Here is a 22,943-nt window from a genome sequence, read left to right on the forward strand (position 1 = left end):
CAAATTTGATTCTAGGGCAGGAGGAGAACAATGGGTACCATTTTATGCAACGGTCAAATACTTGTAGATGGAAAGCTAGTAAAGAAAGATATTCTTATCGAAGGAACGAACGTGTCACGAATTGCCGACAGCATAGAGGAAGCAGGTCACGAAGTGTTAGATGCGGCGGGTAAACTGATTGTCCCCGGTTTTATAGATATGCATGTACATTTGCGGGAACCGGGTTTTGAAGCAAAAGAAACCATTGCTACCGGAACAGCGTCCGCGGCGCGAGGCGGTTTCACGACCGTTGCTTGCATGCCGAACACGCGTCCCGTGATTGACACTCCCGAGACGGTTCGGTTGATTCTGCAGAAAGCAAAAGAGGAAGGAAGCGCCAGGGTGCTGCCGATGGGGGCGATTACTGTTCGTGAACTGGGCCAAGAATTGACAGATATGGCCGCGTTGAAAGAAGCAGGGGTTATCGCAGTGTCAGACGATGGTGTAGGCGTACAATCCAGCAAAATGATGAAAGATGCGATGAAAGTAGCTACCTCCCTTGGGCTGCCGGTTGTGGCACATTGTGAGGATGATAGTCTTGTGGAAGGCGGCTGCGTGCATGAGGGTGTGTTCAGTGAAAAGCATGGTTTGAAAGGCATTCCATCTGAGGCGGAGTCGATTCATGTCGGACGTGATATCTTGCTGGCAGAGGCGACGGGGGCACACTACCATGTATGCCATATCAGCACAGCCGAATCAGTGCGGCTTGTTCGTGAGGCGAAACAGCGGGGCGTGCGCGTAACCGCGGAAGTTTGCCCGCACCATTTGCTGCTGTGCGACGAGGATATTCCAGGTCCGGATGCTAACTACAAGATGAACCCGCCGCTTCGTTCACGACGTGACCGTCAAGCGTTGCTCCAAGGATTAAAGGACGGCACGATTGACATGATTGTAACGGATCACGCACCACATACAGCAGAGGAAAAAGGGCGTGGCATTGAACTGGCACCGTTCGGCATCGTTGGCTTGGAGACTGCATTCCCGCTTTTATATACGAAGCTAGTATTGACAGGCGAATTTACCTTACAGGAAATTGTGGATCGGATGACCCGCGTTCCTGCGGAAGTATTTAACCTGCCGTGGGGTGCGCTGGAGGAAGGCAAGAGCGCCGATATTGCGGTAATTGACTTAGAAACGGAAAAAGAAGTGAATCCGGAAACATTCGCGAGCAAAGGGCGCAATACACCGTTTACTGGCTGGAAGTTAAAAGGTTGGCCGGTGCTGACCATGCTAGAAGGCCGTATCGTGTGGCAAGCGGAAGAGATGAACAGCGAAGGAGCGAGACAATAATGAAAAAACAAGCAAGACTTGTATTGGAAGATGGAACAGTATTTACTGGCAAATCGTTTGGGGCACAGGGAGAATCGCTGGGCGAGGTCGTCTTTAACACCGGAATCACCGGCTATCAGGAAGTGCTGTCAGACCCATCGTATTGCGGGCAAATCGTGACAATGACATATCCTTTAATCGGAAATTATGGCATAAACCGCGATGATTTTGAAACGATGAGGCCGTTCGTGCATGGTTTCGTTGTCCGGGAGCACTGCGAGGTTCACAGCAATTGGCGCAGCGAGCAAACGGTTGATTCGCTGCTGAAAGAATACAATATTCCGGGCATCGAAGAAGTCGATACGCGCAAGTTAACTCGTATTATCCGCCAGCATGGCACGCTGAAAGGGCTCATTACTACCTCGGATGAGCCGGTAGAATCCTTATTGGAGAAGCTAAAAGCGCCGCTGATGGAAGACCAGGTGGCCCGCGTATCTACCAAAAATATGTTTGCTGCACCAGGACGTGGTTCTAAAATCGTGCTTGTAGATTTCGGAGCCAAATACGGTATTTTACGCGAGCTGATCAAACGGGGCTGCGACGTTATCGTGGTGCCGTATAATGTGACCGCAGACGAAATCCGCCGCATTCGTCCGGATGGTATTATGCTGTCCAATGGACCGGGAGATCCGAAAAACGTTCCGAAAGCGATTCGCATGATTCAGGAGATTCTGGGTGAATATCCGCTGTTCGGCATCTGTCTCGGCCATCAACTGCTCGCGCTGGCGTGCGGCGCTGATACGCATAAAATGAAGTTTGGCCATCGCGGCGGCAACCACCCGGTGAAAGAGTTAGCGACCGGACGCACCTATATTACGTCCCAAAACCATGGCTATGCGGTTAGCAAGGAATCATTGACAGACACTGATTTGGAAATTAGTCACATCGCGCTCAATGACGGTACGGTAGAAGGCCTTACACATAAAAAATATCCGGCATTTTCCGTACAGTACCATCCGGAAGCTGCGCCAGGACCATACGATTCCGATTATCTGTTTGACCGTTTCTTAGAGCAAGTTGCCAAATTCACAAAGGAGGAGAAGAATTATGCCGCGACTCGATAACATCAAGAAAATTCTTGTAATTGGATCAGGCCCTATTGTCATCGGCCAGGCCGCTGAATTCGACTATGCCGGAACGCAGGCTTGTCAGGCGCTGAAAGAAGAGGGATTTGAAGTCATTCTGGTCAACAGCAACCCGGCCACCATTATGACTGACACGAACATGGCGGACAAAGTCTATATCGAACCACTGACGAAAGGCTTTCTCGCGCGCATTATCCGTCAGGAGAAGCCGGACGGTCTACTTGCCACGCTCGGCGGACAAACCGGCCTGAATCTCGCCATGGAACTGCATGAAGCAGGCATTTTAGAAGAGGAAAATGTAACGCTTTTAGGCACGAATCTTGAAGCGATCAAGAAAGCGGAAGACCGGGAACAGTTCCGCGCCCTGATGCAGGAGATCGGCGAACCGGTTCCACCGAGCGATATCATTCATACAGTGGAGGAGGCGCTTGCGTTTGCCGAGGAAATCGGCTATCCGATTATCGTGCGTCCGGCCTATACGCTCGGGGGAACGGGTGGCGGCATTGCATCCAATGAGGAAGAATTGCGCGAAATCGTAGCAAGCGGTCTAAAATACAGCCCGATTCACCAGTGTCTTGTCGAAAAAAGCATTGCCGGTTTTAAGGAAATTGAGTACGAAGTCATGCGCGACGCGAATGACAATGCGATTGTCGTATGTAACATGGAAAACGTTGATCCGGTTGGGATCCATACCGGCGACAGTATCGTTGTAGCACCGAGCCAAACCCTTTCGGATCGCGAGTATCATATGCTGCGTTCTGCGTCCCTCAAGATCATCCGCGCTTTGAATATTCAGGGAGGCTGTAATGTACAGCTGGCGCTCGATCCGGACAGTTTCCAATATTACGTTATTGAAGTCAATCCGCGCGTAAGCCGTTCTTCTGCACTGGCATCCAAAGCGACCGGTTATCCGATTGCGAAAATGGCTGCCAAAATCGCGGTTGGTTACACGCTTGATGAACTGAAAAATCCGGTGACTCAGCAAACTTACGCTTGCTTTGAACCCACGCTCGACTATATCGTAACAAAAATTCCGCGCTGGCCATTCGATAAGTTTACTTCGGCCAACCGGAAACTGGGCACACAGATGAAGGCAACAGGCGAAGTTATGGCGATTGGGCGCACGTTTGAAGAATCGCTCCACAAAGCCGTGCGTTCGCTCGAGATTGGCTTGCACAGCCTGGATTTGCCAGAGGCGAAAGAGCTTAGTCAAGAAGAACTGGAGCGCCGCCTTATAAAGGCAGACGACGAGCGTTTGTTCCTCGTTATGGAAGGTTTGCGCCGCGGTATAACCGAACAGAAAATTCATGAATGGACGAAAATCGATTCCTTCTTCTTGGCGAAGTTCAAAAATATTGTGCGCTTTGAAACAGAAATGGCAGAAGCGGCAAAAGAAGGCGCGCTTAGTTCCGACATGCTGCGCCAGGCGAAGCGCATGGGCTTTACTGATCGCCGCATTGCGGAAGTAACCGGTATTCCGGTTGCGGACATTGAAGCAAAACGCAAAGAAGCAGGCATCGTGCCTGTATATAAAATGGTTGATACCTGCGCGGCCGAATTTGAAGCGGCCACACCGTACTACTATTCTACATATGAAGAGGAAGACGAACGCGTCGATTCAGGCAAACCGCGCGTAATCGTACTCGGCTCCGGCCCGATCCGCATCGGACAGGGAATTGAGTTTGACTACTCAACCGTTCACGCTGTATGGGCGCTCAAAGAAATGGGCTATGAAGCCGTGATTATTAATAACAATCCGGAAACGGTATCGACTGACTTCAGCACATCTGATCGTCTGTATTTTGAGCCACTCTATATTGAGGACGTGCTGCACATTATTGAAAAAGAAAAGCCGGAAGGCGTCATTGTGCAGTTCGGCGGGCAGACTGCGATTAATTTGGCGGCAGGACTGGAAAAAGCAGGTGTAAAAATTCTCGGTACCGACCTTGCCAGCATTGATGCGGCGGAAGACCGCGAAAAGTTTGAAAAGCTGTTGCGTTCGCTGGACATCGCGCAGCCGCCGGGTCAAACGGTAACATCCATCGAAGCGGCTGTCGAAGCAGCGGCATCTCTCGGTTATCCGGTGCTTGTTCGTCCGTCATACGTGCTGGGCGGCCGAGCAATGGAGATTGTGTACAACGAGCAGGAATTGTTGACATATATGCGCGAAGCCGTAAAAGTGAATCCCGAACACCCGGTGCTTGTGGATACGTATTTGATGGGGGCAGAAGTAGAAGTAGATGCTATTAGCGACGGCGAAAACGTGTTAATTCCGGGAATTATGGAACATATCGAGCGGGCCGGCGTCCATTCTGGCGACTCGATTGCCGTATACCCGACGCAGACCATTTCACAGTCGCTAAAAGACGAATTAGTCGATATGACGACTCGCATCGCGCGCGGTTTGCATATCAAAGGGCTGTTGAACATTCAGTTTGTTATCCATAAAAACAAAGCGTACGTGCTGGAAGTAAACCCGCGTTCTTCCCGTACCGTACCGTTCTTGAGCAAAATCACAAACATTCCGATGGCGAACATTGCAACCAAAGTGATTCTCGGGGCTACCATTCCGGAATTGGGCTATGAGCCTGGCTATCAAAAAGAAACGGAACACGTATCCGTAAAAGTGCCGGTGTTCTCGTTCGCTAAGCTGCGTCGCGTTGACACGACGCTCGGACCGGAAATGAAGTCTACGGGCGAAGTCATGGGCCGCGACAAAACGCTGGCCAAAGCGCTTTACAAAGGTTTGCTTGCATCCGGCATGAGCATTCCGACACACGGCTCACTCCTAGTGACCATTGCCGATAAAGACAAGGAAGAAGCGAAAGACCTTATCAAAGGCTTTAACCGACTCGGATTTAAGCTGCTGGCGACAGAGGGAACGGCCAAATTCCTTGAAGCGGAGGGCATGCGCGTAACCCGCGTTCGCAAGGTGAATGAGGCTTCGCCAAATATGCTCGATATCATCCGCAAAGGTGAAGCAAGCTTCGTCATTAACACGTTGACGAAAGGCAAAACGCCGGAGCGGGACGGGTTCCGCATCCGCCGCGAATCAGTGGAGAATGGCGTCGTATGTTTGACATCGCTTGACACTGCACGCGCCCTTCTGAAAGTGCTTGAAGCGATTACGTTTACAGCGGAATCCATGCCAGGATTTGAAGCGCCGCAGTCGAAGGAGGCATACGTGCATGGATAAAGGCGTGCTGAGCGTTGTGTCCAATGAACAGATAGCAGAGCGGATTTTTCGTATGGAAGTGGAAGGGGAATTGGCGGGCCGCATGACGCGGCCTGGCCAGTTCGTTCACGTAAAATGCGGCGCTGGCATCGATCCGCTGCTGCGCCGTCCTATCAGTATTTGCAATGTGGACACGGACAAAAAGAGACTGACGATGATTTACCGGGTGGAAGGGCACGGCACGCGTGTATTGAGCGAATACGTGCCTGGACAGCCGCTTGACATTCTTGGGCCATTGGGCGAAGGGTTTCCTGTGGAAGGACGTCAAGCGGGCGAGCATGCGCTTTTGGTTGGCGGCGGTATCGGGGTTCCTCCGCTTTATTATCTTGGCAAACAGCTGAAACAACGCGGCGTACGCATTACGTCCGTCATCGGTTTTGGCACTGCTTCGCAGGTATTTTTAGAAAGGGAGTTGGCGGAACTGGGCGATGTGCATGTCGTTACGATTGACGGTACGGCAGGAGTCCAAGGGCTCGTTACAGATGTGCTGACAGGTGAATATGGTTTGGGTATGAGTGATTGGGACGTGCTGTACTCGTGCGGACCGCTTCCCATGTTGCGTGCATTGCAGGATAAATACCAGCCAGCTGGCAAGGAAGGTTACATTTCGCTTGAACAGCGGATGGGGTGCGGTGTCGGTGCGTGTCTCGCGTGCGTATGCCCGGTACAGGAACAAGGAGAAGGCAGGAAATACCGCAAAATCTGTTCCGATGGCCCGGTCTTTCCGCTTGGGGAGGTGCGGTTGTCATGACAGCTTCGAGAACGAACCGTTTAGCGGTTACCATTGCGGGCATTCACATGAAAAACCCGGTTATGCCAGCGTCCGGTTGCTTTGGCTTTGGCCGCGAATATGCGCAGTTTTATGATTTGAATCGGCTTGGCGCAATCGCTGTTAAGGCTACGACTGTAGAAGAGCGCCAAGGTAACCCGACGCCGCGTGTGGCAGAAACGCCGGGCGGTATGCTGAATGCAATCGGCTTACAAAACCCAGGATTGGAAGATGTCATTGCGCATGAGTTGCCGTGGCTGGAACAGTTTACAGAGCTGCCTGTCATTGTCAATGTCGCAGGCACGGTAATCGAAGACTATGTGCAGGTGGCGGAAAGGGTAAGCGAAGTTCCAAATGTAGCAGGAATTGAGCTAAACATTTCCTGCCCGAACGTGAAATGTGGCGGGATTACATTCGGTACAGACCCGGACATTGCCGCACAGCTTACGGCGGCGATTAAGAAAGTAAGCAAAGTTCCTGTATTTGTTAAGCTATCGCCGAATGTGACAGATGTGGTGACGATTGCGAAGGCGGTGGAAGCGGCTGGCGCGGATGGGTTAAGTATGATTAACACGCTGCTTGGCATGCGTATTGACCTAAAAACCCGCCGACCTGTTCTAGCCAACGGCTCCGGCGGATTGTCTGGCCCGGCGATTAAGCCGGTAGCGATTCGCATGATTTACGAAGTAAGCCAGCAGGTAAAGATCCCGATTATCGGTATGGGGGGCATTCAATCGGCGGATGATGTGATTGAGTTCTTCATGGCGGGCGCGTCGGCTGTTGCGGTCGGTACGGCAAACTTCGTCGATCCGTATATTTGCCCGACGATCATTGATGAACTAGAAAGGAAGCTGGACGAATTCGACGTGGGGTCGATTTCTGAATTAACGGGAGCGGGGTGGAAACGATGAATAGCAGGAACGGACGGATTATGGTGGCGCTTGATTTTCCGAGTGCCGCAGAAGCGAATGGCTGCTTGCAGTCGCTTGCAGGTACAGGTGTATATGTAAAAATTGGCATGCAGCTTTATTATGCGGAAGGTCCGGACTATGTACGGCAAATCAAAGAAAAAGGCCATTCCGTGTTTCTTGATATAAAGGTGCATGATATTCCAAACACGGCTAAAGGCGCGATGCAAAGCGTTGTGGGACTTGGTGTGGATATGGTGAACGTGCATGTGGCAGGGGGCCGCAAAATGATGGAAGCAGCCCGGGAAGGATTGGAAAAAGGAACGCCGGCAGGAAAGAAGCGGCCCTTGCTTATTGGTGTTACCCAACTAACAAGCACAACGGAGCAAATGATGAATAATGAGGTAGGGATTGCCGGTACGGTGGAAGACTGTGTCGTGCGCTATGCACGGCTGGCTCAGGAGGCAGGATTGGATGGGGTAGTGGCTTCCCCGAAGGAAGTACCGTTGATTAAGGAGGCGTGCGGCCCATCTTTTCTGACTGTAACTCCGGGAATCCGTCCTAAGGGTACGGACGCAGGGGATCAACACCGGATTACGACTCCGGAAGAAGCTTTTCGTCTTGGGTCTGATTATATCGTCATTGGTCGGGCAATTACGCAGGCGCAGGATCCGAAGCAGGCGCTATTCAATATTTTAGAAACAGTCAACAGACAGTAAACAGGGAGTGAACCAATATGCAAACGAATATAGATACGGCAAAACAAATCGCGGCAAAGCTGCTTGAAATCGATGCGGTGGCGTTACGTCCAGACGCGCCGTTCACGTGGACATCCGGTATGAAAAGCCCTATTTATTGCGATAATCGGCTGACGATGTCTTATCCGGAAGTGCGCCGTTTGATCTGTCTTTCTTTCGCCGCGCTTATTAAAGAGAGATACCCGGAAACGGAAGTGATTGCCGGAACGGCAACGGCGGGCATTCCCCATGCGGCCTGGGCAGCAGAACAATTAAATTTGCCGATGATATACGTACGCTCTAAGCCGAAAGGACATGGAAAAGGCAACCAGATTGAGGGGAGATTAGAGCCGGGTGCGAAAGTGGTTGTGATTGAGGATTTAATTTCTACTGGTGGCAGTTCGATTGAAGCGGCGAGGGCAGTAAAAGAAGCGGGTGGAAATGTGCTCGGCGTACTCGCTATCTTTTCGTATCAGTTCCCACAGGCGGAGCAGGCATTTGCGGAAGCTGGCTTTCCATTTGAAACATTAAGCAACTATACGACGTTGCTCGAAGTCGCTCAGGAAAAAGGTGCCATCCGCCCCGAGCAACTGGAGGCACTCCATGCATGGCGCAAAAATCCCGCAGCGTATAAAGGCTAACCTTATATGTTTCGTCGTTATCATAGATAAATGAGAAGCCTCGCTGGACAAACCTAGCGGGGCTGCCTCATTTTTGTTTTAGAACAGTACGTGGACATCCTGCTTAAGGAAGTCCACTTTTTTTGCGTGTGCCCGGCATGAGCGTTATCTCTAGGGTTCAAGTTCCGAGTGGTGGTGTACATTAAAATATTTTTTCGAGAAGGACTTGCATTTTTTCATAGATGAGAGGGCGGGGGCTAGTCACCCCCTCCTACTTGATTGTTGATTTACAGGAGCGGTATACTCTGGGACAATCCGGTAGCGTGCCAGAAGGTGATATGCTTTCTGTGCTACCCGTGGGAAATAGCGGATTTCCTGCACGTCAATTCCCTTTAACCAGAACAGCGCGATACCATAACCGGCAAGGCTAAAAATGGCGATGACAGCTGATTCAATACCAAAGAACAGAAATGCCGGCATTGGAATGAGCGGTTGTACCTTGAGTCCGAGCCATACAATACTGAGACCAATGGCGCTAAGCAGTAGAGATGACAGCAAAAATCCGCGCCACTTTTCGCCGAGAATAATCAGGCGAGTATATTGACTGATTGCACGCAAATTCAGCGCCATAACGACAATGAAGCACAACGATGTCGCCGCAATAATTCCATAAATCCCAAACAGCGGTGCCAGCGCATAGTTGCCGCCCCATTTTACGAGAATGCCGATCGCGACATGGCGCATGGGCAGGTCGGTACGCCCCAGTCCCTGAAGAATGCCGGACGAGGTCATCATCAAAATTTGAAAGATTGTTCCAAAGCAGAGAAAACCGATAATCCAGGCCGCTTTTGAATACGTTTCCTCCGTGTTGCTGAACAGAAATCCATTTACTGGATATGCGGCTACCGTTAAATATAGAGCCGCTGGAACCCCGGTAATGAGCGCCACACGCAATGCCATTGAACTCATGCGTTGCACTTCGCGTTCGTCATCGCGCGAGTGCGCAGACGAGACAACAGGAATAATAGACGAACTAAGCGCAATTGCGAGAATAATCGGCAGACCTGCCAGTGACTGGGCGCTTCCACCGAGAATGCCGAGCGTGTCCATCGCTTCCTTGTACGTATGCAACTGCTCGGTAAAGAAACGGAGTGGCACGCACGGAATGTTTGTGTTTTCCGCATACTGGAACGGTCCGAGTGACTTGCTGTCCAGTTTGATATTTTCACCCAACGTAAGCGTTATTTTTACTTTTCCTCGCTCATAGAAGGCGTATTTTCTGTTTTTATCCCACGTAACTTTGCCGCCCATCGCTTCAGCTACCGGTTCAAGCGGCACCATCGTTGTATTATTGTTGTGCAGGTAAGGAGCCACTGGCAGAATTATTTCTTTGTTGCCGATGGTTGCCTCTTTATGACCGACCGCGAACGAAATGCGCTCTTCCTGCGGCGTCAACAGGCGCAGCGATGTGGATGAATCAATAAAGTAAATGAGCGGCACCGCCAATGCTGATAGAGTAATCGGCAGCGACAGGCGGAGCATTTTGCTGTAAATTTGCCGATACGTAAGTTTTTTATACCTTTTTTGCGTGGCGAGTTCACGCTTTTGTTCCGGGCGTCGCTTTTTATAGAAATAGATCATGACCCCGCAGGCGGCAATGCTGCCGGTTACAGCTCCGAATGAAGCGCCGGCGACAGCCACGTCTTTGTTATAGCCTAGATGAAGCAGCACAAGCGGCAGCGCCACTGCGGTTATGACGCGCAAAATTTGCTCCATAATTTGCGACAGACCGGTCGGTTGCATGAACTGCAGCCCCTGGAAGTATCCCCGCATGATCGCGATTAACGGGAAGAGGAGCATCGCTGGAGCGATGGCGCGGATCGCCAGCTCCGCCTGCGGTGCGAGCGTATATTTGGCGTAGTATGGCGCGATGATCATCATCAATGCGAACATGACAAAACCGGTCACAAGCGCAAAATTGCGGGCTGCTTTATAGGTCTGATACGCCTCGTGATATTGGCCGATAGCCGTATATTCCGAGATTTGTTTGCTTAAGGCGCTCGGCACGCCCAGCGTGGCGATAATAAGCAGCATGCTATAAATATTGTAGGAAATAGTGTACAGCGTCATCCCGTCATTCCCCATAATATGCTGGAGCGGAACGCGCTGGCCGACGCCCAGTACGCGCGAAATGACGGCTGCCAAGGTTAGAATCAGCGTGCCTTTTAAAAATGAGTTCTTTGACATACTTCATTCCTCAAGACGTTGTAGTTTTCGTTTTCATTAGTTTGCGGACAACTTCTTCGTCCGGTGTGACAAATAGTGTTTTTTGTTGCTCGTAGATCACAAATCCCGGTTTGGCGCTTTTCGGTTTTTTCACATGACGTATAAGTGTATAATCGACAGGAACTTGGCTGGAATGACGCGCCTTGCTGTAATAAGCGGCAAGCGTTGCTGCTTCCGACAGCGTCGTTTCGCCGAAATCTGTTCCGCGGATGACCACATGCGAACCGGGAATGTCTTTCGTATGCAACCATGTGTCGTTTGGAGAGGCCAGCCGGTTAGTTAGATAATCGTTTTGCTTGTTGTTTTTCCCTACATAAATATCTACGCCTTCACTGGAGATATAACGTTCAAGCACAGGTTTTTTCGGCTTTCCTTTTTTCATTTTTTCCGGGCGCTTCCGCAGATAGCCCTGTTCGGACAGTTCTTCGCGAATTTCTTCAATGTCCAAAAGCCCTGCATTCTCAATTTGCTGTAGTACGGTATCCAGATAATGTACTTCCTCTTCCGCTGCGGCGATTTGTTCATCGATGACAGCGAGGCTATTCTTCGCTTTTGTATACCGCTTAAAATACGCCTGTGCGTTCTCCGCTGGCGTAAGTGCCGGATCAAGCGGAATCGTGATCTCGGGCGCCTCTTCCTCGTAGTAGTTTACCACTTTTGCTTCCGTTTGGCCTTTAGTCATTTGGTATAGATTTGCTGTAATCAGTTCACCGTATATCTGGTATTTGCGCGCGTTTTCCGCCTGCTGTTTCGTTTCTAGTAATTTTTCGATCTTCTTCTCGTTTTTGTTCCTCTCATTGGTGATAAACCGTACCAAATCGTGCATACGCTGCTTGACGGTGTCGCGTTCCGCTTTGCCTTGGTAGAACGCTTCAAGACATTCGCTAACCGTAGGGAACGTTTCGCTTTCTTTCGCTGGTAAGTGGGTTAAAGGAATGACGGAAAAATATTCTTTTTTATCCGTGCGAATAAGCATGGGTGTATAGGAATGGCGTCGGGTCGGCTCCAGCGTTTCCGAGAAAGCAGACCATAGCCGATCCTGCGTCGCAAGTCCTGCACGATGCACGATTTCATCCGCGATCAGAGGGCTTATCCCCGCGAAAGCCCCGACGATTTGTTTGGAAATTTTCCCTTCATTAAAATGGATTTTGCGCATAAAGTCTTCTTTTGTCGCGGCGAGCGGGTTAAGCTTGTTTTGTGGTGGCGGAGCCACATATGGACGTCCGGGCAGAACAACTCGATAACGACTGACCGCGGGGGTGACATGGTGGATCCCGTCGTGAATCATTCCGCTCTCAGGGTCCATAAGAATTAAGTTGCTGTGGCGGCCCATGATTTCAAGCACAATTCGCTTTGGCCGCTCATCTCCGAGTTCGTCGCGGCTTCTAAGGTCAATATGGATGATGCGCTCCATATTCGTTTGGCGGATGGCTTCAATAATAGCCCCTTCGCAGTATTTGCGAAGTAGCATGCAGAACATCGGCGCTTCCAGCGGGTTTTGGTAGCTTATATTCGTGATATGTATACGCGGAAAACTCAGGCTTGCCGAAAGCAGAACCCGGACGTTTCCAGATCGTGTTCTTACTTGCATGACAATATCCGTATCGGTCGGCTGATAGACTTTCATAATGCGGCCGGTGGCGAGCTTTTCATGCAGCTCGTGGGCCACCGCGCGCGTCACAATGCCGTCAAAGGCCATGGTTATCTCACCTTCCTATTTCTCTTACCGCTGCACAACGATCAAAATATCAAAAGAAACAAATGTATGCGGCGGAAAAACGATGCAGACTAACATTGTAGATTATACTATAAACTTTTCACGCGTGTTGGTAAATCTATGATAAATATAGTTTGACGTATCTACATTCTTATACCATTGTTGCGAAGTCGATATATCAAGTTCAATGCAGATAGCATTTTTTGCAGCTTGTCAGAATACATTAGGTTTGAAAAACAAGGATCGGAGCAAAGGAGGCACCTGCATGAATGGGCAGCATTATTGGTTTAGCTATTCAGAAGAGGAACTTTCGCGCACTCTCAAAACGGATGTAAAACAAGGGTTGACCGAAGAAGAAGCGCAGTTACGGCTTCGGACAATCGGGCCGAACGTGCTGGCGGAGAAGCAGAAAATTTCGCCGCTTATGATGTTTCTCGGGCAATTCAAGGATTTTATGGTGCTTGTGTTGCTTGTTGCTACGCTTATTTCTGGCTTCTTGGGCGAATATGTGGATGCGATCACCATTATTGCGATTGTGATCATTAACGGTATTCTCGGTTTTATTCAAGAGTACCGGGCGGAGCGTTCGTTATCTGCGCTGAAAGAATTGACTGCTCCGATGGCATATTGCGTAAGGGACGGGCAACTTGTTCATATTCCTGCCAAACAATTGGTCCCAGGTGATATTATTTATCTGGAAGGCGGTGACCGCATCCCGGCTGATGTCCGTTTTCTGTCCGCAAACGGTTTGCATGTGGAAGAATCCACACTGACAGGCGAATCGGTTCCAGTTATGAAAAAAAGCACGGTATTGCCTCATGAAGCGATTCCGCTCGGTGATCAAATCAACATGGGGTTTATGGGCACGATGGTCACTGCCGGAACAGGATATGCCGTAGTACTCACTACGGGCATGATGACGGAAATGGGGAAAATCGCCCATTTGCTACAAACGACGGAAACGCTCCAGACACCGTTGCAGGCTAAGTTGGAACAGCTTGGAAAAATCCTTATCGCAGTCGCACTTACGCTTACTGCTCTTGTAGTAGCGGCCGGAATTTTTCATGGGCAGAAAGCTTATGAGATGTTTCTTGCCGGGGTTAGTTTGGCTGTCGCCGCGATTCCGGAAGGATTGCCCGCAATTGTCACGGTAGCGCTCGCGCTGGGCGTACAACGCATGATTAGGCGTCGTGCCATCGTCCGCAAGCTTCCGTCGGTTGAAACGCTCGGCAGCGCCAGCGTGATTTGCTCGGACAAAACCGGAACCTTGACGCAGAATAAAATGACGGTAACTCATGTGTGGCTGGAGAACTCTATTATTGGAGTAACAGGCACTGGCTATGAGCCAGAAGGAAAATTTTTTACGGGCAACCAGCAGGTTCGGGCTCAGGCCCATGGAACGCTTTATAAACTTTTGCAGCTTGGCGTTTTGTGCAATAATGCGCATTTAGAGCATCAGCAGGAGGAAAGAAAAGGGCTTTTTAGGAAAACGGAAGAGCAGTGGGTGGTAAATGGCGATCCAACGGAAGGTGCATTGCTTGTGGCGGCAGGAAAAGCGGATATTACACGCGCGAAGATGGAGGAAACATGGACGAGAGTCCGCGAATTTCCGTTCGATTCCACCCGAAAGATGATGTCCGTCATCGTACAGGATCGATACAACAAAAGAATGTTGGTCGCCAAGGGGGCTCCCGATGTACTGCTAAGCCGCTGCACGCATGTTTTATGGAAGGGACATCCGACTCCGCTTACGCCGACAATGCGCCGTCATATTATTTCCGCCAACGAAACGCTGGCCAGGCAGGCGTTGCGCGTGCTGGCGATTGCATATCGCGATTTGCGCGCGGGCGAGACGCCGGGTAACGAGCAGATGGCAGAACGTGGCCTCGTGCTCGTCGGTCTTGTGGGAATGATTGATCCGCCGCGCCCGGAAGCGAAAGCGGCCATCCGCCGCTGCCGCCAGGCCGGAATCAAGACAGTGATGATTACGGGCGATCATCAGACAACGGCGGAAGCGATCGCTGACCAGCTCAGCATTTTGCCGCCGGGCGGGTTGACATTAAATGGACAGGATTTATATAATATGTCCGATAGTGAGTTCGAGTCGATTGTGGATAATGTATACGTTTACGCTCGTGTATCGCCGGAACACAAGCTTCGAATCGTGAAGGCTCTTCAGAAGAGGGGGCATGTTGTGGCGATGACAGGCGACGGCGTAAACGATGCGCCTGCGATTAAAGCGGCCGACATCGGAATCGCGATGGGGATTACCGGAACTGATGTGACGAAGGAAGCGGCTTCTTTGGTGCTTGCCGACGACAATTTTGCCACGATTGAGGCGGCGATTGAAGAAGGGCGCACGATTTATGACAACATTCGCAAGTTTATTCGCTATTTGCTCGCCTCTAACGTGGGGGAAATTATGGTCATGTTTTTTGCGATGCTGGCCGGATTGCCTTTGCCGCTCGTTCCGATTCAGATTCTTTGGGTCAATCTTGTTACGGATGGATTACCAGCTTTGGCGCTTGGAGTAGATCAACCGGAAGAAGCGACGATGAAGCGCCCTCCGCGCTCACGGCATGAAAATGTGTTCGCGCGTGGACTGGCCTGGAAAATTGTATCGCGTGGCCTGCTCATCGGTCTTGTAACGCTTACGGCGTTCTGGATTGCGTATGAAGCGTATCCCGGCGAGCTTACGCGGGCACAGACAATTGCGTTTGCGACGCTCGTGATGGCACAGTTAATCCACGTGTTTGACTGCCGGAGCGAGATTTCAATTTTTAGCCGTAATCCGCTGCAGAATAAATACCTTGTGCTGGCGGTGCTCTCTTCCGTACTGCTGGTGCTACCGGTGATTTACTTGCCGGTGCTACAGCCGATTTTTGGCACGGTGGCGCTCACGGCATACGAATGGTTATTTATTGTACTGCTGGCCGGAATACCGACGTTTGCGACAGGATGTTTCTCCCTGCTGCGTATAAAGTCCGGCAAGCAGGGAAGGGTGAGAGAGAGTTGAATTTTACGAAAATGAATGGGTTGGGCAACGATTTTATTATCGTTGCCCATTTTGAGACTTTGCCGGAGAATGCATCTGATATGGCTCGTGTGATGTGTGACCGGCATTTTGGAATTGGTGCGGACGGACTTGTGTTTGTATTGCCGTCAGACAAGGCGGATGTATGCATGCGCATTATCAATGCGGACGGTTCGGAAGCTGAACAGTGCGGCAATGCCGTGCGCTGTGTAGCCAAGTATGCGTATGACCACGGGATTGCGCGAAAAGAAGCGCTCACCGTGGAGACACTTGCCGGGATTCAGCGCGTATGGTTAACCGTGGAGAACGAAAAAGTTTCCTTGGTAAAAGTTGATATGGGTGCGCCGATTTTATACGGGCCTTCCATTCCGGTTGCGATTGACCGTGAGCAAGTGATCGATCATCCGATTGAAGCGGAGGGCAAGACATTTTCCTTTACAGGGGTCTCGATGGGGAATCCGCACGCAGTCATCTTCGTTGATAATGCCTTGGACTTTGATGTGGAAAAATGGGGTTCGCTTCTGGAAAAGCATTCCTTATTTCCGAACAAAGCAAACATTGAGTTCGTATCTGTTACGTCCCCACAGGAAGTAGAGATGCGTGTCTGGGAGCGCGGGTGCGGGCAGACGTTTGCCTGCGGCACGGGAGCGTGCGCCACGGTGGTGGCTGGCGCGCTTACCGGACGGACGAATCGCCGTGCGCTTGTTCATTTGAAAGGCGGCGATCTTGAAATTGAATGGGCTGAAACGGACGACCATGTTTACATGATAGGGCCTGCCGAAGAGGTATTTACAGGAACATGGTGCAAAAGGTAGCGGCAGGAGGTGAGGATAATGGTACACAGCATGACAGGATATGGTCGTGCGGAGAAAAAAGGGGAAGGCGTTTCGTTTACCGTGGAAATGCGCTCCGTTAATCATCGTTTTAGCGAAGTGGCGATCCGCATGCCGCGCGAGTTGACCGCGCTGGAAGACGCGGTACGTAAAAAAGTTCTTTCCTATGTCCGCCGCGGACGTGTGGACGTTTTTATTACGATGGAGACGGAAGTTTCCCCGTCTTCGCTCACTGTGAATTGGGAATTGGCCCGTCAGTATAAAGAGGCGGCAGAAAAAATGGGACAAATGTTCGACTTGGACCACCAGATGTCGGCACGTGAGCTGTTGCTTTTGCCGGATGTGGTGGAAGTAGGCAAAGAAGCGGTTGACTCGGAGACCTATCGGGAGCCGATGCTGGTCGCGGTAGAAGAAGCGGCGGCCATGCTCGTTGCCATGCGCCGCAAAGAAGGACAGGCGCTGCGCGAAGATATTCTGGGCCGCATTAATGTTATGAAACGCTTGGTTGAGGAATTAGCTGTGCTTGCTCCGAAAGTGGCTGAAGCGTACCGTGAGCGAATTTTCGCCCGGATTGAAGAATACATACAGGGCCGCTATGACATTGATGAATCGCGCCTGCTCCATGAGGTCGCGGTGTTTGCAGAGCGCGCCGACATTTCTGAAGAGATTACGCGCTTGCGCAGCCATTTTTCCCAGTTCGGACAGATCGCGGATGAAACGGAAGCGATCGGGCGCAAGCTGGATTTTCTTGTACAGGAATGCCATCGGGAAATCAATACGATTGGCGCCAAGGCAAATCATCTGGAAATCAGTCAGAAAGTGGTCATTTTGAAAGCTGAGTTAGAAAAAGTGAAAGAACAGGTGCAAAATATAGAATAAAGCAGTAGAATAAGAGTTAATCCAATAATCCCGCTGAAACAGGGAGGCGTAAATGAATGGCCATTAAATTGATCAATATAGGATTCGGAAATATTGTCTCAGCCAATCGCATTATTTCGATTGTGAGCCCGGAATCTGCACCGATTAAACGCATCATCCAGGAAGCGCGGGAACGTGGTATGCTGATTGACGCAACGTACGGCAGGCGTACACGTGCGGTAATCGTCACAGATAGCGACCATGTGATTTTGTCGGCTGTGCAACCGGAAACAGTGGCCCACCGGTTGACCAGCAAAGACGATGATTCTGAGGAATAATTGAACGGGGGATTGTATGACGCAAAACAGAGGATTGTTGCTTGTTTTGTCAGGGCCGTCCGGCGTCGGAAAAGGGACGGTATGCGCCGCACTTCGGCCGCGTATGAAAGAGCTTGTATATTCGGTATCGGCGACGACGCGCGCGCCGCGCGCTGGAGAAATAGACGGGGTGAACTATTTCTTTAAGACAAAAGAAGAATTTAAAGCAATGATCGAGAATGACGAATTGCTGGAATGGGCAGAATATGTTGGTAATTTCTACGGCACGCCCCGCAAATTTGTGGAAGATACGCTTGCGAGCGGCCTTGATGTTATTTTGGAGATTGAAGTACAGGGGGCGCTGCAAGTTAAGCAGAAGTTTCCAGAGGGAATATTCATTTTCCTTGCACCGCCCGATTTGAAAGAGCTTCGCTCCCGCATCACCGGCCGGGGGACGGAAACGGAAGAAAGCATCCACAAGCGGATGATGATGGCGAAGGCGGAAATCGAGCTGATGGATCATTATAATTATGTTGTTGTCAACGATGAAGTGGACAAGGCCTGCGAACGCATCGAAGCCATCGTGACGGCCGAACATCTGAAAAAAGAGCGACAAATCACGAAATACCGTGATTGGCTTAAGGAGGTTTTTTGACGCTATGATTTATCCTTCTATTGATGTATTGCTTAAAAAAGTGGACAGCAAATATACGCTGGTGAGCATCGCTGCGAAACGCGCCCGCCAGATGCGCGAGCAGAACAAATTTTTGCTTGAAAAGCCTGTTTCCCACAAATTTGTCGGCATCGCGCTGGAGGAACTGCACGCCGGAAAAATCGATTTTGAAAGAAAGTAAGACGGCAAACAAAAGAGAGCGCATATCGGAACCGGGGCTCATGTAAAACATACGCGGGAACGATATGCGCTTTTTCTGCATGATGAGGGAAAAAGGCACGCATGTATTTTATGCATCAGGTTCCTGTACGGAGGGAGAAAACAAATGAAGGGAAAAACGATTGTGATCGGTGTCGCGGGAGGTATCGCGATATATAAAATTGCCGATTTATGCAGCAAATTGACACAAAAGGGCGCGGATGTATGGGTTCTGATGACCGAGGCGGCGACAAAGTTTGTCCAGCCGGTTACTTTTCAAGCGCTCGTACGAAATCCGGTACTAACCGACATATTCCAAGAACCGAATCCATCGGTGATTTCTCATATTGATGTAGCGGATCGGGCTGATTTGTTTTTGATTGCACCTGCGACAGCCAACATTATCGGTAAAATGGCGAACGGCATCGCTGACGACATTGTAACTACAGCTTATCTGGCTACGAAAGCCCCGGTATGGATTGCGCCCGCGATGAATGTAAACATGTACAATCATCCGGCGGTTCAGCATAATATTCGCCGTCTCGCGGAATACGGCTACCGGTTTATTGAACCTGCGGAAGGGTATCTTGCGTGTGGCTGGATCGGCAAGGGCCGCCTGGCTGAGCCTATGGATATTTTGCAGGAGATGGAAAGATTTTTCGCTGCGGTAGAGCGCCAAGATATGAAGGACATCCGCCTGCTTGTAACGGCGGGCGCAACCCGAGAAGCGGTCGATCCTGTGCGTTTTTTCACGAACCGTTCGTCTGGAAAAATGGGGTACGCGATTGCGGAAGCGGCGGCCAAGCGCGGCGCGAAGGTAACGCTGGTGAGCGGAAAAACCGATCTCACTCCGCCCGCAGGCGTGGAGTTTGTGGAAGTGACGTCGGCGGAAGATATGTACCAGGCTGTTATTTCGCGTTATGATGACATGGATATTGTAGTCAAAGCGGCTGCGGTGGCCGATTATCGCCCGAAAGTTGTACATAGCCAGAAAATGAAGAAAAAATCCGGTGATCTTGTGCTGGAGCTTACGCGGACACGCGATATTCTTGCGGATCTTGGCAAACGCAAGACGCATCAATTCCTTGTAGGATTTGCCGCAGAGACGGAAAACGTGGAAGAAAACGCGCGAGGCAAGCTAGAGCGGAAAAACGCGGATATGATCGTGGCGAATAACGTGACACAAAGCGGTGCTGGCTTTGGCGTGGATACTAACATTGTTACCATTTATACGCGGGATGGAAAAAGCGAGGCGCTGCCGCAGATGAGAAAAACGGAGATTGCCGACTGCTTGCTGGATAAAGTGCTTGAGGCACGCGGGGGGCAAAAACGGCAGTGATGTATGCCCGGGTTATTGTTGACGTGCCGGTCATAGATACGGATCGTCCGTTTGATTACCGGATTCCTCCGGCGCTTGCACCGTTTGTACAGGTTGGAAGCCGCGTTTCCGTCCCGTTTGGCCCTCGCAAACTGCAGGGGTTTGTGATTGAGTTGTCTGAAGTGTCGGAAGTAAAAAAAACGCGTGATATTCTCGATGTGCTTGATGTGGAGCCTCCGCTGACCGAGGAAATGGTATGGTTGGCCAGACGTATGAGCGAGCGTTACATGTGCACATACTATGCTGCGCTGCAAGCGATGATTCCAGCGGTTTTGCGCTCAAGCTACGAAAAGCAAATTTCTTTGACTCCGGCAGGAGAGATGTTTGTGCCGGTACTTCCGGAAGAACAAGCATTTTACCAATATATCGCGAAACGTCAGCCTGTGTCTTGGAATAAAGTAATAAAAGAGTTCCCTGATGCCGCAGGCTGGATTGATGAAGGCATTAAGCAAGGTCGGCTTACAGTGGAGCAGGTGGTAGGTGATCGGGCCACCACAAAAAACGTAACGATTCTTTCGCCTGCGGTTTCCATAGAAGAGCTGGAAACTGCGCTGGAAAAGCTTCCGAAAACAGCGGTGCGGCAGAAAGAGGTTTTGTCCCACTTCATTCATTTTTACGGCCCCATTTCGCAGCCTGAGTTGCTTTCTATGCTTGGCATCTCAAACCACGCTATAAAAAGCTTGGTGGATAAAGGTTTGCTTAATAGCCAGGAGGTAGAAGATTATCGCGATCCGTTTGCCGGGCGGAAGTTTAAGCCTGTGACGAAGCACGTGTTTACCGCCCAGCAGCAGGCCGTTATCGACGGTATTACGGAGGGGATGAATCCGCCTGTTTATTTTCCGTGCCTGTTGCACGGAGTGACAGGCAGCGGAAAGACGGAAGTCTATCTTGAGATTATGGAACGTACCATTGCGCAGGGGCGAGAAGCGATTTTGCTCGTGCCAGAAATTTCGCTTACACCGCAGATGGTGAACCGGTTCAAAGGCCGGTTCGGCAGCCAGGTTGCGGTGATGCACAGCCGCCTTTCGCAAGGGGAGCGCTATGACGAGTGGCGGAAAATTCGGCGTGGCGAAGTAAAAGTCGCCATCGGCGCGCGTTCCGCTATTTTCGCTCCATTTCAAAATCTGGGTCTTATTATTCTAGATGAAGAACATGAAGGTTCGTATAAACAGGAGGAGACGCCGCGCTACCATGCCCGTACGATTGCCCAGTACCGTGGTATGCGCCACAAAGCGGTCGTTATTTTCGGCAGCGCTACTCCGTCGATGGAATCGTACCATGAGGCAAGGAGAGGAGCGATTCGTTTCTTTGAAATGAAAGACAGGGTGCATAACCGGCCGCTTCCGAAAGTCATAGTAGTGGATATGCGTGAAGAATTGCGGGAAGGAAACCGAACGATGTTCAGCAGGCCGCTTATGGCCGCCATTCACGATCGGTTAAGCAAACATGAGCAGATGGTCATGTTTTTGAATCGGCGCGGCTTTTCTACGTTCGTCATGTGTCGTTCTTGCGGTTACGTCGCTCAGTGCCCGCACTGCGACATTTCGTTAACGTACCATCGCAGCAACCGGACGCTTCGCTGTCATTACTGCGGTTTTACGGAACGTGAACCGCGTGTTTGCCCGGAATGCGGAAGCGAACACATTCGTTTCTTTGGCGCGGGCACGCAAAAAGTTGAAGAAGAGCTGGCCCGCTATTTTCCGGGGATTCGCGTCATTCGAATGGATGTTGATACTACGGGACGGAAGGGCGCACACGAAAAGTTGTTGCAGGCGTTTCGTGAAGGAAAGGGCGACGTACTTTTGGGTACGCAAATGATCGCCAAAGGACTCGATTTTCCGAACGTCACACTTGTTGGTGTGTTGGCGGCGGACAGTATGCTGCACTTGCCGGATTTCCGCGCCGCGGAGCGTACGTTCCAACTGATCACTCAAGTAGGTGGCCGGGCAGGTCGGCATGAAAAAACGGGCGAAGTCATACTTCAGACATACAATACGGAGCATTATAGCATCCGGTATGCAAGCCAGCACAATTATGAATCTTTTTTTGTGGAAGAAATCAAGCAGCGCTATGAGAAAAACTATCCGCCCTACTATCGGCTCATCTTGTTTACGTTTGCGCATGAAAATGTACCGCTGGTAGTTAAAACAGCAGAGCGGTTTGCGAAGCGTCTCCGCGAAATCATTCCGCCGGGCGCATATTTGCTAGGGCCGGTCGCTTCGCCCATTGCTCGTATCAAAGATAGATATCGTTTCCAATGCATGATAAAATATAAAAATGATCCGTATGTATCATCTGCCGTACACAGGATCGTGCGGGCATTTGAAGAGGAACGAAAAAAAACGGGAATTACGCTTACGGTAGACGTAGACCCGCAAATGATGATGTAATGCAAGAAGGTGGTGGCTTCTAATTAAAGATGCTTCCGCTTGTGTAGGAGGAAAAAATAATGAGTATTCGAATGATCGTAAAGCATCCGAACCCGGTTTTGCGGGAAAAATGTAAAGAAGTAACAAAATTTAATGCAAATCTTCACAAATTGCTTGATGATATGGCTGAAACAATGTATGACGCGGAAGGTGTCGGCCTGGCCGCGCCACAGGTAGGTATTACCAAACGCGTTATTGTCATTGATGTTGGTGATGGGATTATCGAAATGGTGAACCCGGAAATTATCGAAATGAAGGGGGAACAGTTTGGCCCGGAAGGTTGTTTAAGCATTCCGGGGCTCGTGGGCGATGTTCGCCGCGCCCGTTGGGTAAAAGCGAAAGCTCAGGATCGCCATGGCAAAGAATTTATTATTGAAGGGGAAGACTTGCTTGCGCGTGCCATTCAACATGAGATCGATCATTTGAATGGTGTACTGTTTATCGATATTGCAGAGAAGACGTATGCAGCAAAAGAATAGAAGGGACGCAGAAGGAGTG

Annotated in this window: 18 protein-coding genes; 16 read left to right on the forward strand and 2 right to left on the reverse strand. The window is 50.5% G+C overall.

From position 1 onward, the window contains the following. Positions 1 to 30 precede the first annotated feature (30 nt). Genes BLR88_RS00440 through pyrE form a run of 7 tightly spaced genes read left to right on the forward strand, consistent with a single transcriptional unit; the run spans position 31 to position 8,743 of the window. A complete protein-coding gene (locus BLR88_RS00440; RefSeq protein ID WP_057898330.1) occupies positions 31 to 1,329 on the forward strand; it encodes a dihydroorotase in 1,299 nt (432 codons plus the stop codon). Then, positions 1,329 to 2,432, forward strand: a complete 1,104-nt coding sequence (locus BLR88_RS00445; RefSeq protein ID WP_091259590.1) for a carbamoyl phosphate synthase small subunit — start codon at positions 1,329 to 1,331, stop codon at positions 2,430 to 2,432. The genes BLR88_RS00440 and BLR88_RS00445 overlap by 1 nt, the downstream gene beginning before the upstream one ends. After that, the gene (carB, locus tag BLR88_RS00450) at positions 2,416 to 5,649 is read left to right on the forward strand and encodes a carbamoyl-phosphate synthase large subunit (protein WP_091259592.1); all 3,234 of its coding nucleotides are present in this window, start codon (positions 2,416 to 2,418) and stop codon (positions 5,647 to 5,649) included. The genes BLR88_RS00445 and carB overlap by 17 nt, the downstream gene beginning before the upstream one ends. Next, positions 5,642 to 6,439, forward strand: a complete 798-nt coding sequence (locus BLR88_RS00455) for a dihydroorotate dehydrogenase electron transfer subunit (protein WP_057898333.1) — start codon at positions 5,642 to 5,644, stop codon at positions 6,437 to 6,439. The genes carB and BLR88_RS00455 overlap by 8 nt, the downstream gene beginning before the upstream one ends. Next, positions 6,436 to 7,368, forward strand: coding sequence for a dihydroorotate dehydrogenase (locus tag BLR88_RS00460; protein WP_057898334.1), 933 nt, complete (start codon positions 6,436 to 6,438; stop codon positions 7,366 to 7,368). Before BLR88_RS00455 ends, BLR88_RS00460 begins: the two co-directional genes overlap by 4 nt. Continuing rightward, positions 7,365 to 8,084, forward strand: a complete 720-nt coding sequence (gene pyrF / locus BLR88_RS00465; protein WP_057898335.1) for an orotidine-5'-phosphate decarboxylase — start codon at positions 7,365 to 7,367, stop codon at positions 8,082 to 8,084. Before BLR88_RS00460 ends, pyrF begins: the two co-directional genes overlap by 4 nt. Positions 8,085 to 8,101: 17 nt before the next feature. Next, complete coding sequence (pyrE, locus tag BLR88_RS00470) at positions 8,102 to 8,743, forward strand: orotate phosphoribosyltransferase (protein WP_057898336.1); 642 nt, start codon at positions 8,102 to 8,104, stop codon at positions 8,741 to 8,743. Between the two features lie 240 nt (positions 8,744 to 8,983). Here pyrE and BLR88_RS00475 read toward each other — a convergent pair whose 3' ends face one another. Beyond that, positions 8,984 to 10,969 carry an oligosaccharide flippase family protein gene (locus BLR88_RS00475; RefSeq protein WP_057898337.1) on the reverse strand — a complete coding sequence of 662 codons (1,986 nt, stop codon included), beginning with the start codon at positions 10,967 to 10,969 and terminating at the stop codon, positions 8,984 to 8,986. Between the two features lie 10 nt (positions 10,970 to 10,979). Next, positions 10,980 to 12,707: an Rqc2 family fibronectin-binding protein gene (locus BLR88_RS00480; protein WP_057898338.1), complete on the reverse strand. Its 1,728-nt coding sequence runs from the start codon at positions 12,705 to 12,707 to the stop codon at positions 10,980 to 10,982. Between the two features lie 283 nt (positions 12,708 to 12,990). On the opposite strand from BLR88_RS00480, the gene BLR88_RS00485 reads away from it, so the two are divergent. The 9 genes from BLR88_RS00485 to def all read left to right on the forward strand — a co-directional run bounded on the left by BLR88_RS00485 (position 12,991) and on the right by def (position 22,924). Beyond that, positions 12,991 to 15,741 (forward strand): calcium-translocating P-type ATPase, SERCA-type, encoded by a 2,751-nt coding sequence (locus BLR88_RS00485; protein WP_057898339.1) that lies wholly within the window; start codon positions 12,991 to 12,993, stop codon positions 15,739 to 15,741. Then, positions 15,738 to 16,574, forward strand: a complete 837-nt coding sequence (gene dapF, locus BLR88_RS00490; protein ID WP_057898340.1) for a diaminopimelate epimerase — start codon at positions 15,738 to 15,740, stop codon at positions 16,572 to 16,574. The genes BLR88_RS00485 and dapF overlap by 4 nt, the downstream gene beginning before the upstream one ends. 18 nt (positions 16,575 to 16,592) lie before the next feature. Further along, positions 16,593 to 17,471 (forward strand): YicC/YloC family endoribonuclease, encoded by an 879-nt coding sequence (locus BLR88_RS00495; RefSeq protein ID WP_057898341.1) that lies wholly within the window; start codon positions 16,593 to 16,595, stop codon positions 17,469 to 17,471. Positions 17,472 to 17,527: 56 nt separating this feature from the next. Next, a complete protein-coding gene (remA, locus tag BLR88_RS00500) occupies positions 17,528 to 17,788 on the forward strand; it encodes an extracellular matrix/biofilm regulator RemA (protein WP_091259595.1) in 261 nt (86 codons plus the stop codon). A 16-nt stretch (positions 17,789 to 17,804) separates the two neighbouring features. Beyond that, a complete protein-coding gene (gmk, locus tag BLR88_RS00505; protein ID WP_057898343.1) occupies positions 17,805 to 18,422 on the forward strand; it encodes a guanylate kinase in 618 nt (205 codons plus the stop codon). Positions 18,423 to 18,426: 4 nt separating this feature from the next. After that, positions 18,427 to 18,621 carry a DNA-directed RNA polymerase subunit omega gene (gene rpoZ / locus BLR88_RS00510; protein WP_057898344.1) on the forward strand — a complete coding sequence of 65 codons (195 nt, stop codon included), beginning with the start codon at positions 18,427 to 18,429 and terminating at the stop codon, positions 18,619 to 18,621. 144 nt (positions 18,622 to 18,765) lie between these two features. Then, positions 18,766 to 19,977, forward strand: a complete 1,212-nt coding sequence (gene coaBC / locus BLR88_RS00515; RefSeq protein WP_057898345.1) for a bifunctional phosphopantothenoylcysteine decarboxylase/phosphopantothenate--cysteine ligase CoaBC — start codon at positions 18,766 to 18,768, stop codon at positions 19,975 to 19,977. After that, a complete protein-coding gene (gene priA / locus BLR88_RS00520; RefSeq protein ID WP_057898346.1) occupies positions 19,977 to 22,406 on the forward strand; it encodes a primosomal protein N' in 2,430 nt (809 codons plus the stop codon). The genes coaBC and priA overlap by 1 nt, the downstream gene beginning before the upstream one ends. Before the next feature lie 59 nt (positions 22,407 to 22,465). Beyond that, the gene (gene def, locus BLR88_RS00525; protein ID WP_057898347.1) at positions 22,466 to 22,924 is read left to right on the forward strand and encodes a peptide deformylase; all 459 of its coding nucleotides are present in this window, start codon (positions 22,466 to 22,468) and stop codon (positions 22,922 to 22,924) included. Positions 22,925 to 22,943: the final 19 nt, after the last annotated feature.

It is taken from the genome of Aneurinibacillus thermoaerophilus, from assembly GCF_900099925.1.
In the GTDB taxonomy this organism is placed as follows: domain Bacteria; phylum Bacillota; class Bacilli; order Aneurinibacillales; family Aneurinibacillaceae; genus Aneurinibacillus; species Aneurinibacillus thermoaerophilus.

What these genes read in the sequence shown, in the direction of transcription:
- BLR88_RS00440 (WP_057898330.1), top strand. Translation starts at nt 31, where the DNA reads ATGGGTACCATTTTATGCAACGGTCAAATACTTGTAGATGGAAAGCTA.
- BLR88_RS00445 (WP_091259590.1), top strand. Translation starts at nt 1,329, where the DNA reads ATGAAAAAACAAGCAAGACTTGTATTGGAAGATGGAACAGTATTTACT.
- carB (WP_091259592.1), top strand. Translation starts at nt 2,416, where the DNA reads ATGCCGCGACTCGATAACATCAAGAAAATTCTTGTAATTGGATCAGGC.
- BLR88_RS00455 (WP_057898333.1), top strand. Translation starts at nt 5,642, where the DNA reads ATGGATAAAGGCGTGCTGAGCGTTGTGTCCAATGAACAGATAGCAGAG.
- BLR88_RS00460 (WP_057898334.1), top strand. Translation starts at nt 6,436, where the DNA reads ATGACAGCTTCGAGAACGAACCGTTTAGCGGTTACCATTGCGGGCATT.
- pyrF (WP_057898335.1), top strand. Translation starts at nt 7,365, where the DNA reads ATGAATAGCAGGAACGGACGGATTATGGTGGCGCTTGATTTTCCGAGT.
- pyrE (WP_057898336.1), top strand. Translation starts at nt 8,102, where the DNA reads ATGCAAACGAATATAGATACGGCAAAACAAATCGCGGCAAAGCTGCTT.
- BLR88_RS00475 (WP_057898337.1), bottom strand. Translation starts at nt 10,969, where the DNA reads ATGTCAAAGAACTCATTTTTAAAAGGCACGCTGATTCTAACCTTGGCA.
- BLR88_RS00480 (WP_057898338.1), bottom strand. Translation starts at nt 12,707, where the DNA reads ATGGCCTTTGACGGCATTGTGACGCGCGCGGTGGCCCACGAGCTGCAT.
- BLR88_RS00485 (WP_057898339.1), top strand. Translation starts at nt 12,991, where the DNA reads ATGAATGGGCAGCATTATTGGTTTAGCTATTCAGAAGAGGAACTTTCG.
- BLR88_RS00495 (WP_057898341.1), top strand. Translation starts at nt 16,593, where the DNA reads ATGGTACACAGCATGACAGGATATGGTCGTGCGGAGAAAAAAGGGGAA.
- remA (WP_091259595.1), top strand. Translation starts at nt 17,528, where the DNA reads ATGGCCATTAAATTGATCAATATAGGATTCGGAAATATTGTCTCAGCC.
- gmk (WP_057898343.1), top strand. Translation starts at nt 17,805, where the DNA reads ATGACGCAAAACAGAGGATTGTTGCTTGTTTTGTCAGGGCCGTCCGGC.
- rpoZ (WP_057898344.1), top strand. Translation starts at nt 18,427, where the DNA reads ATGATTTATCCTTCTATTGATGTATTGCTTAAAAAAGTGGACAGCAAA.
- coaBC (WP_057898345.1), top strand. Translation starts at nt 18,766, where the DNA reads ATGAAGGGAAAAACGATTGTGATCGGTGTCGCGGGAGGTATCGCGATA.
- priA (WP_057898346.1), top strand. Translation starts at nt 19,977, where the DNA reads ATGTATGCCCGGGTTATTGTTGACGTGCCGGTCATAGATACGGATCGT.
- def (WP_057898347.1), top strand. Translation starts at nt 22,466, where the DNA reads ATGAGTATTCGAATGATCGTAAAGCATCCGAACCCGGTTTTGCGGGAA.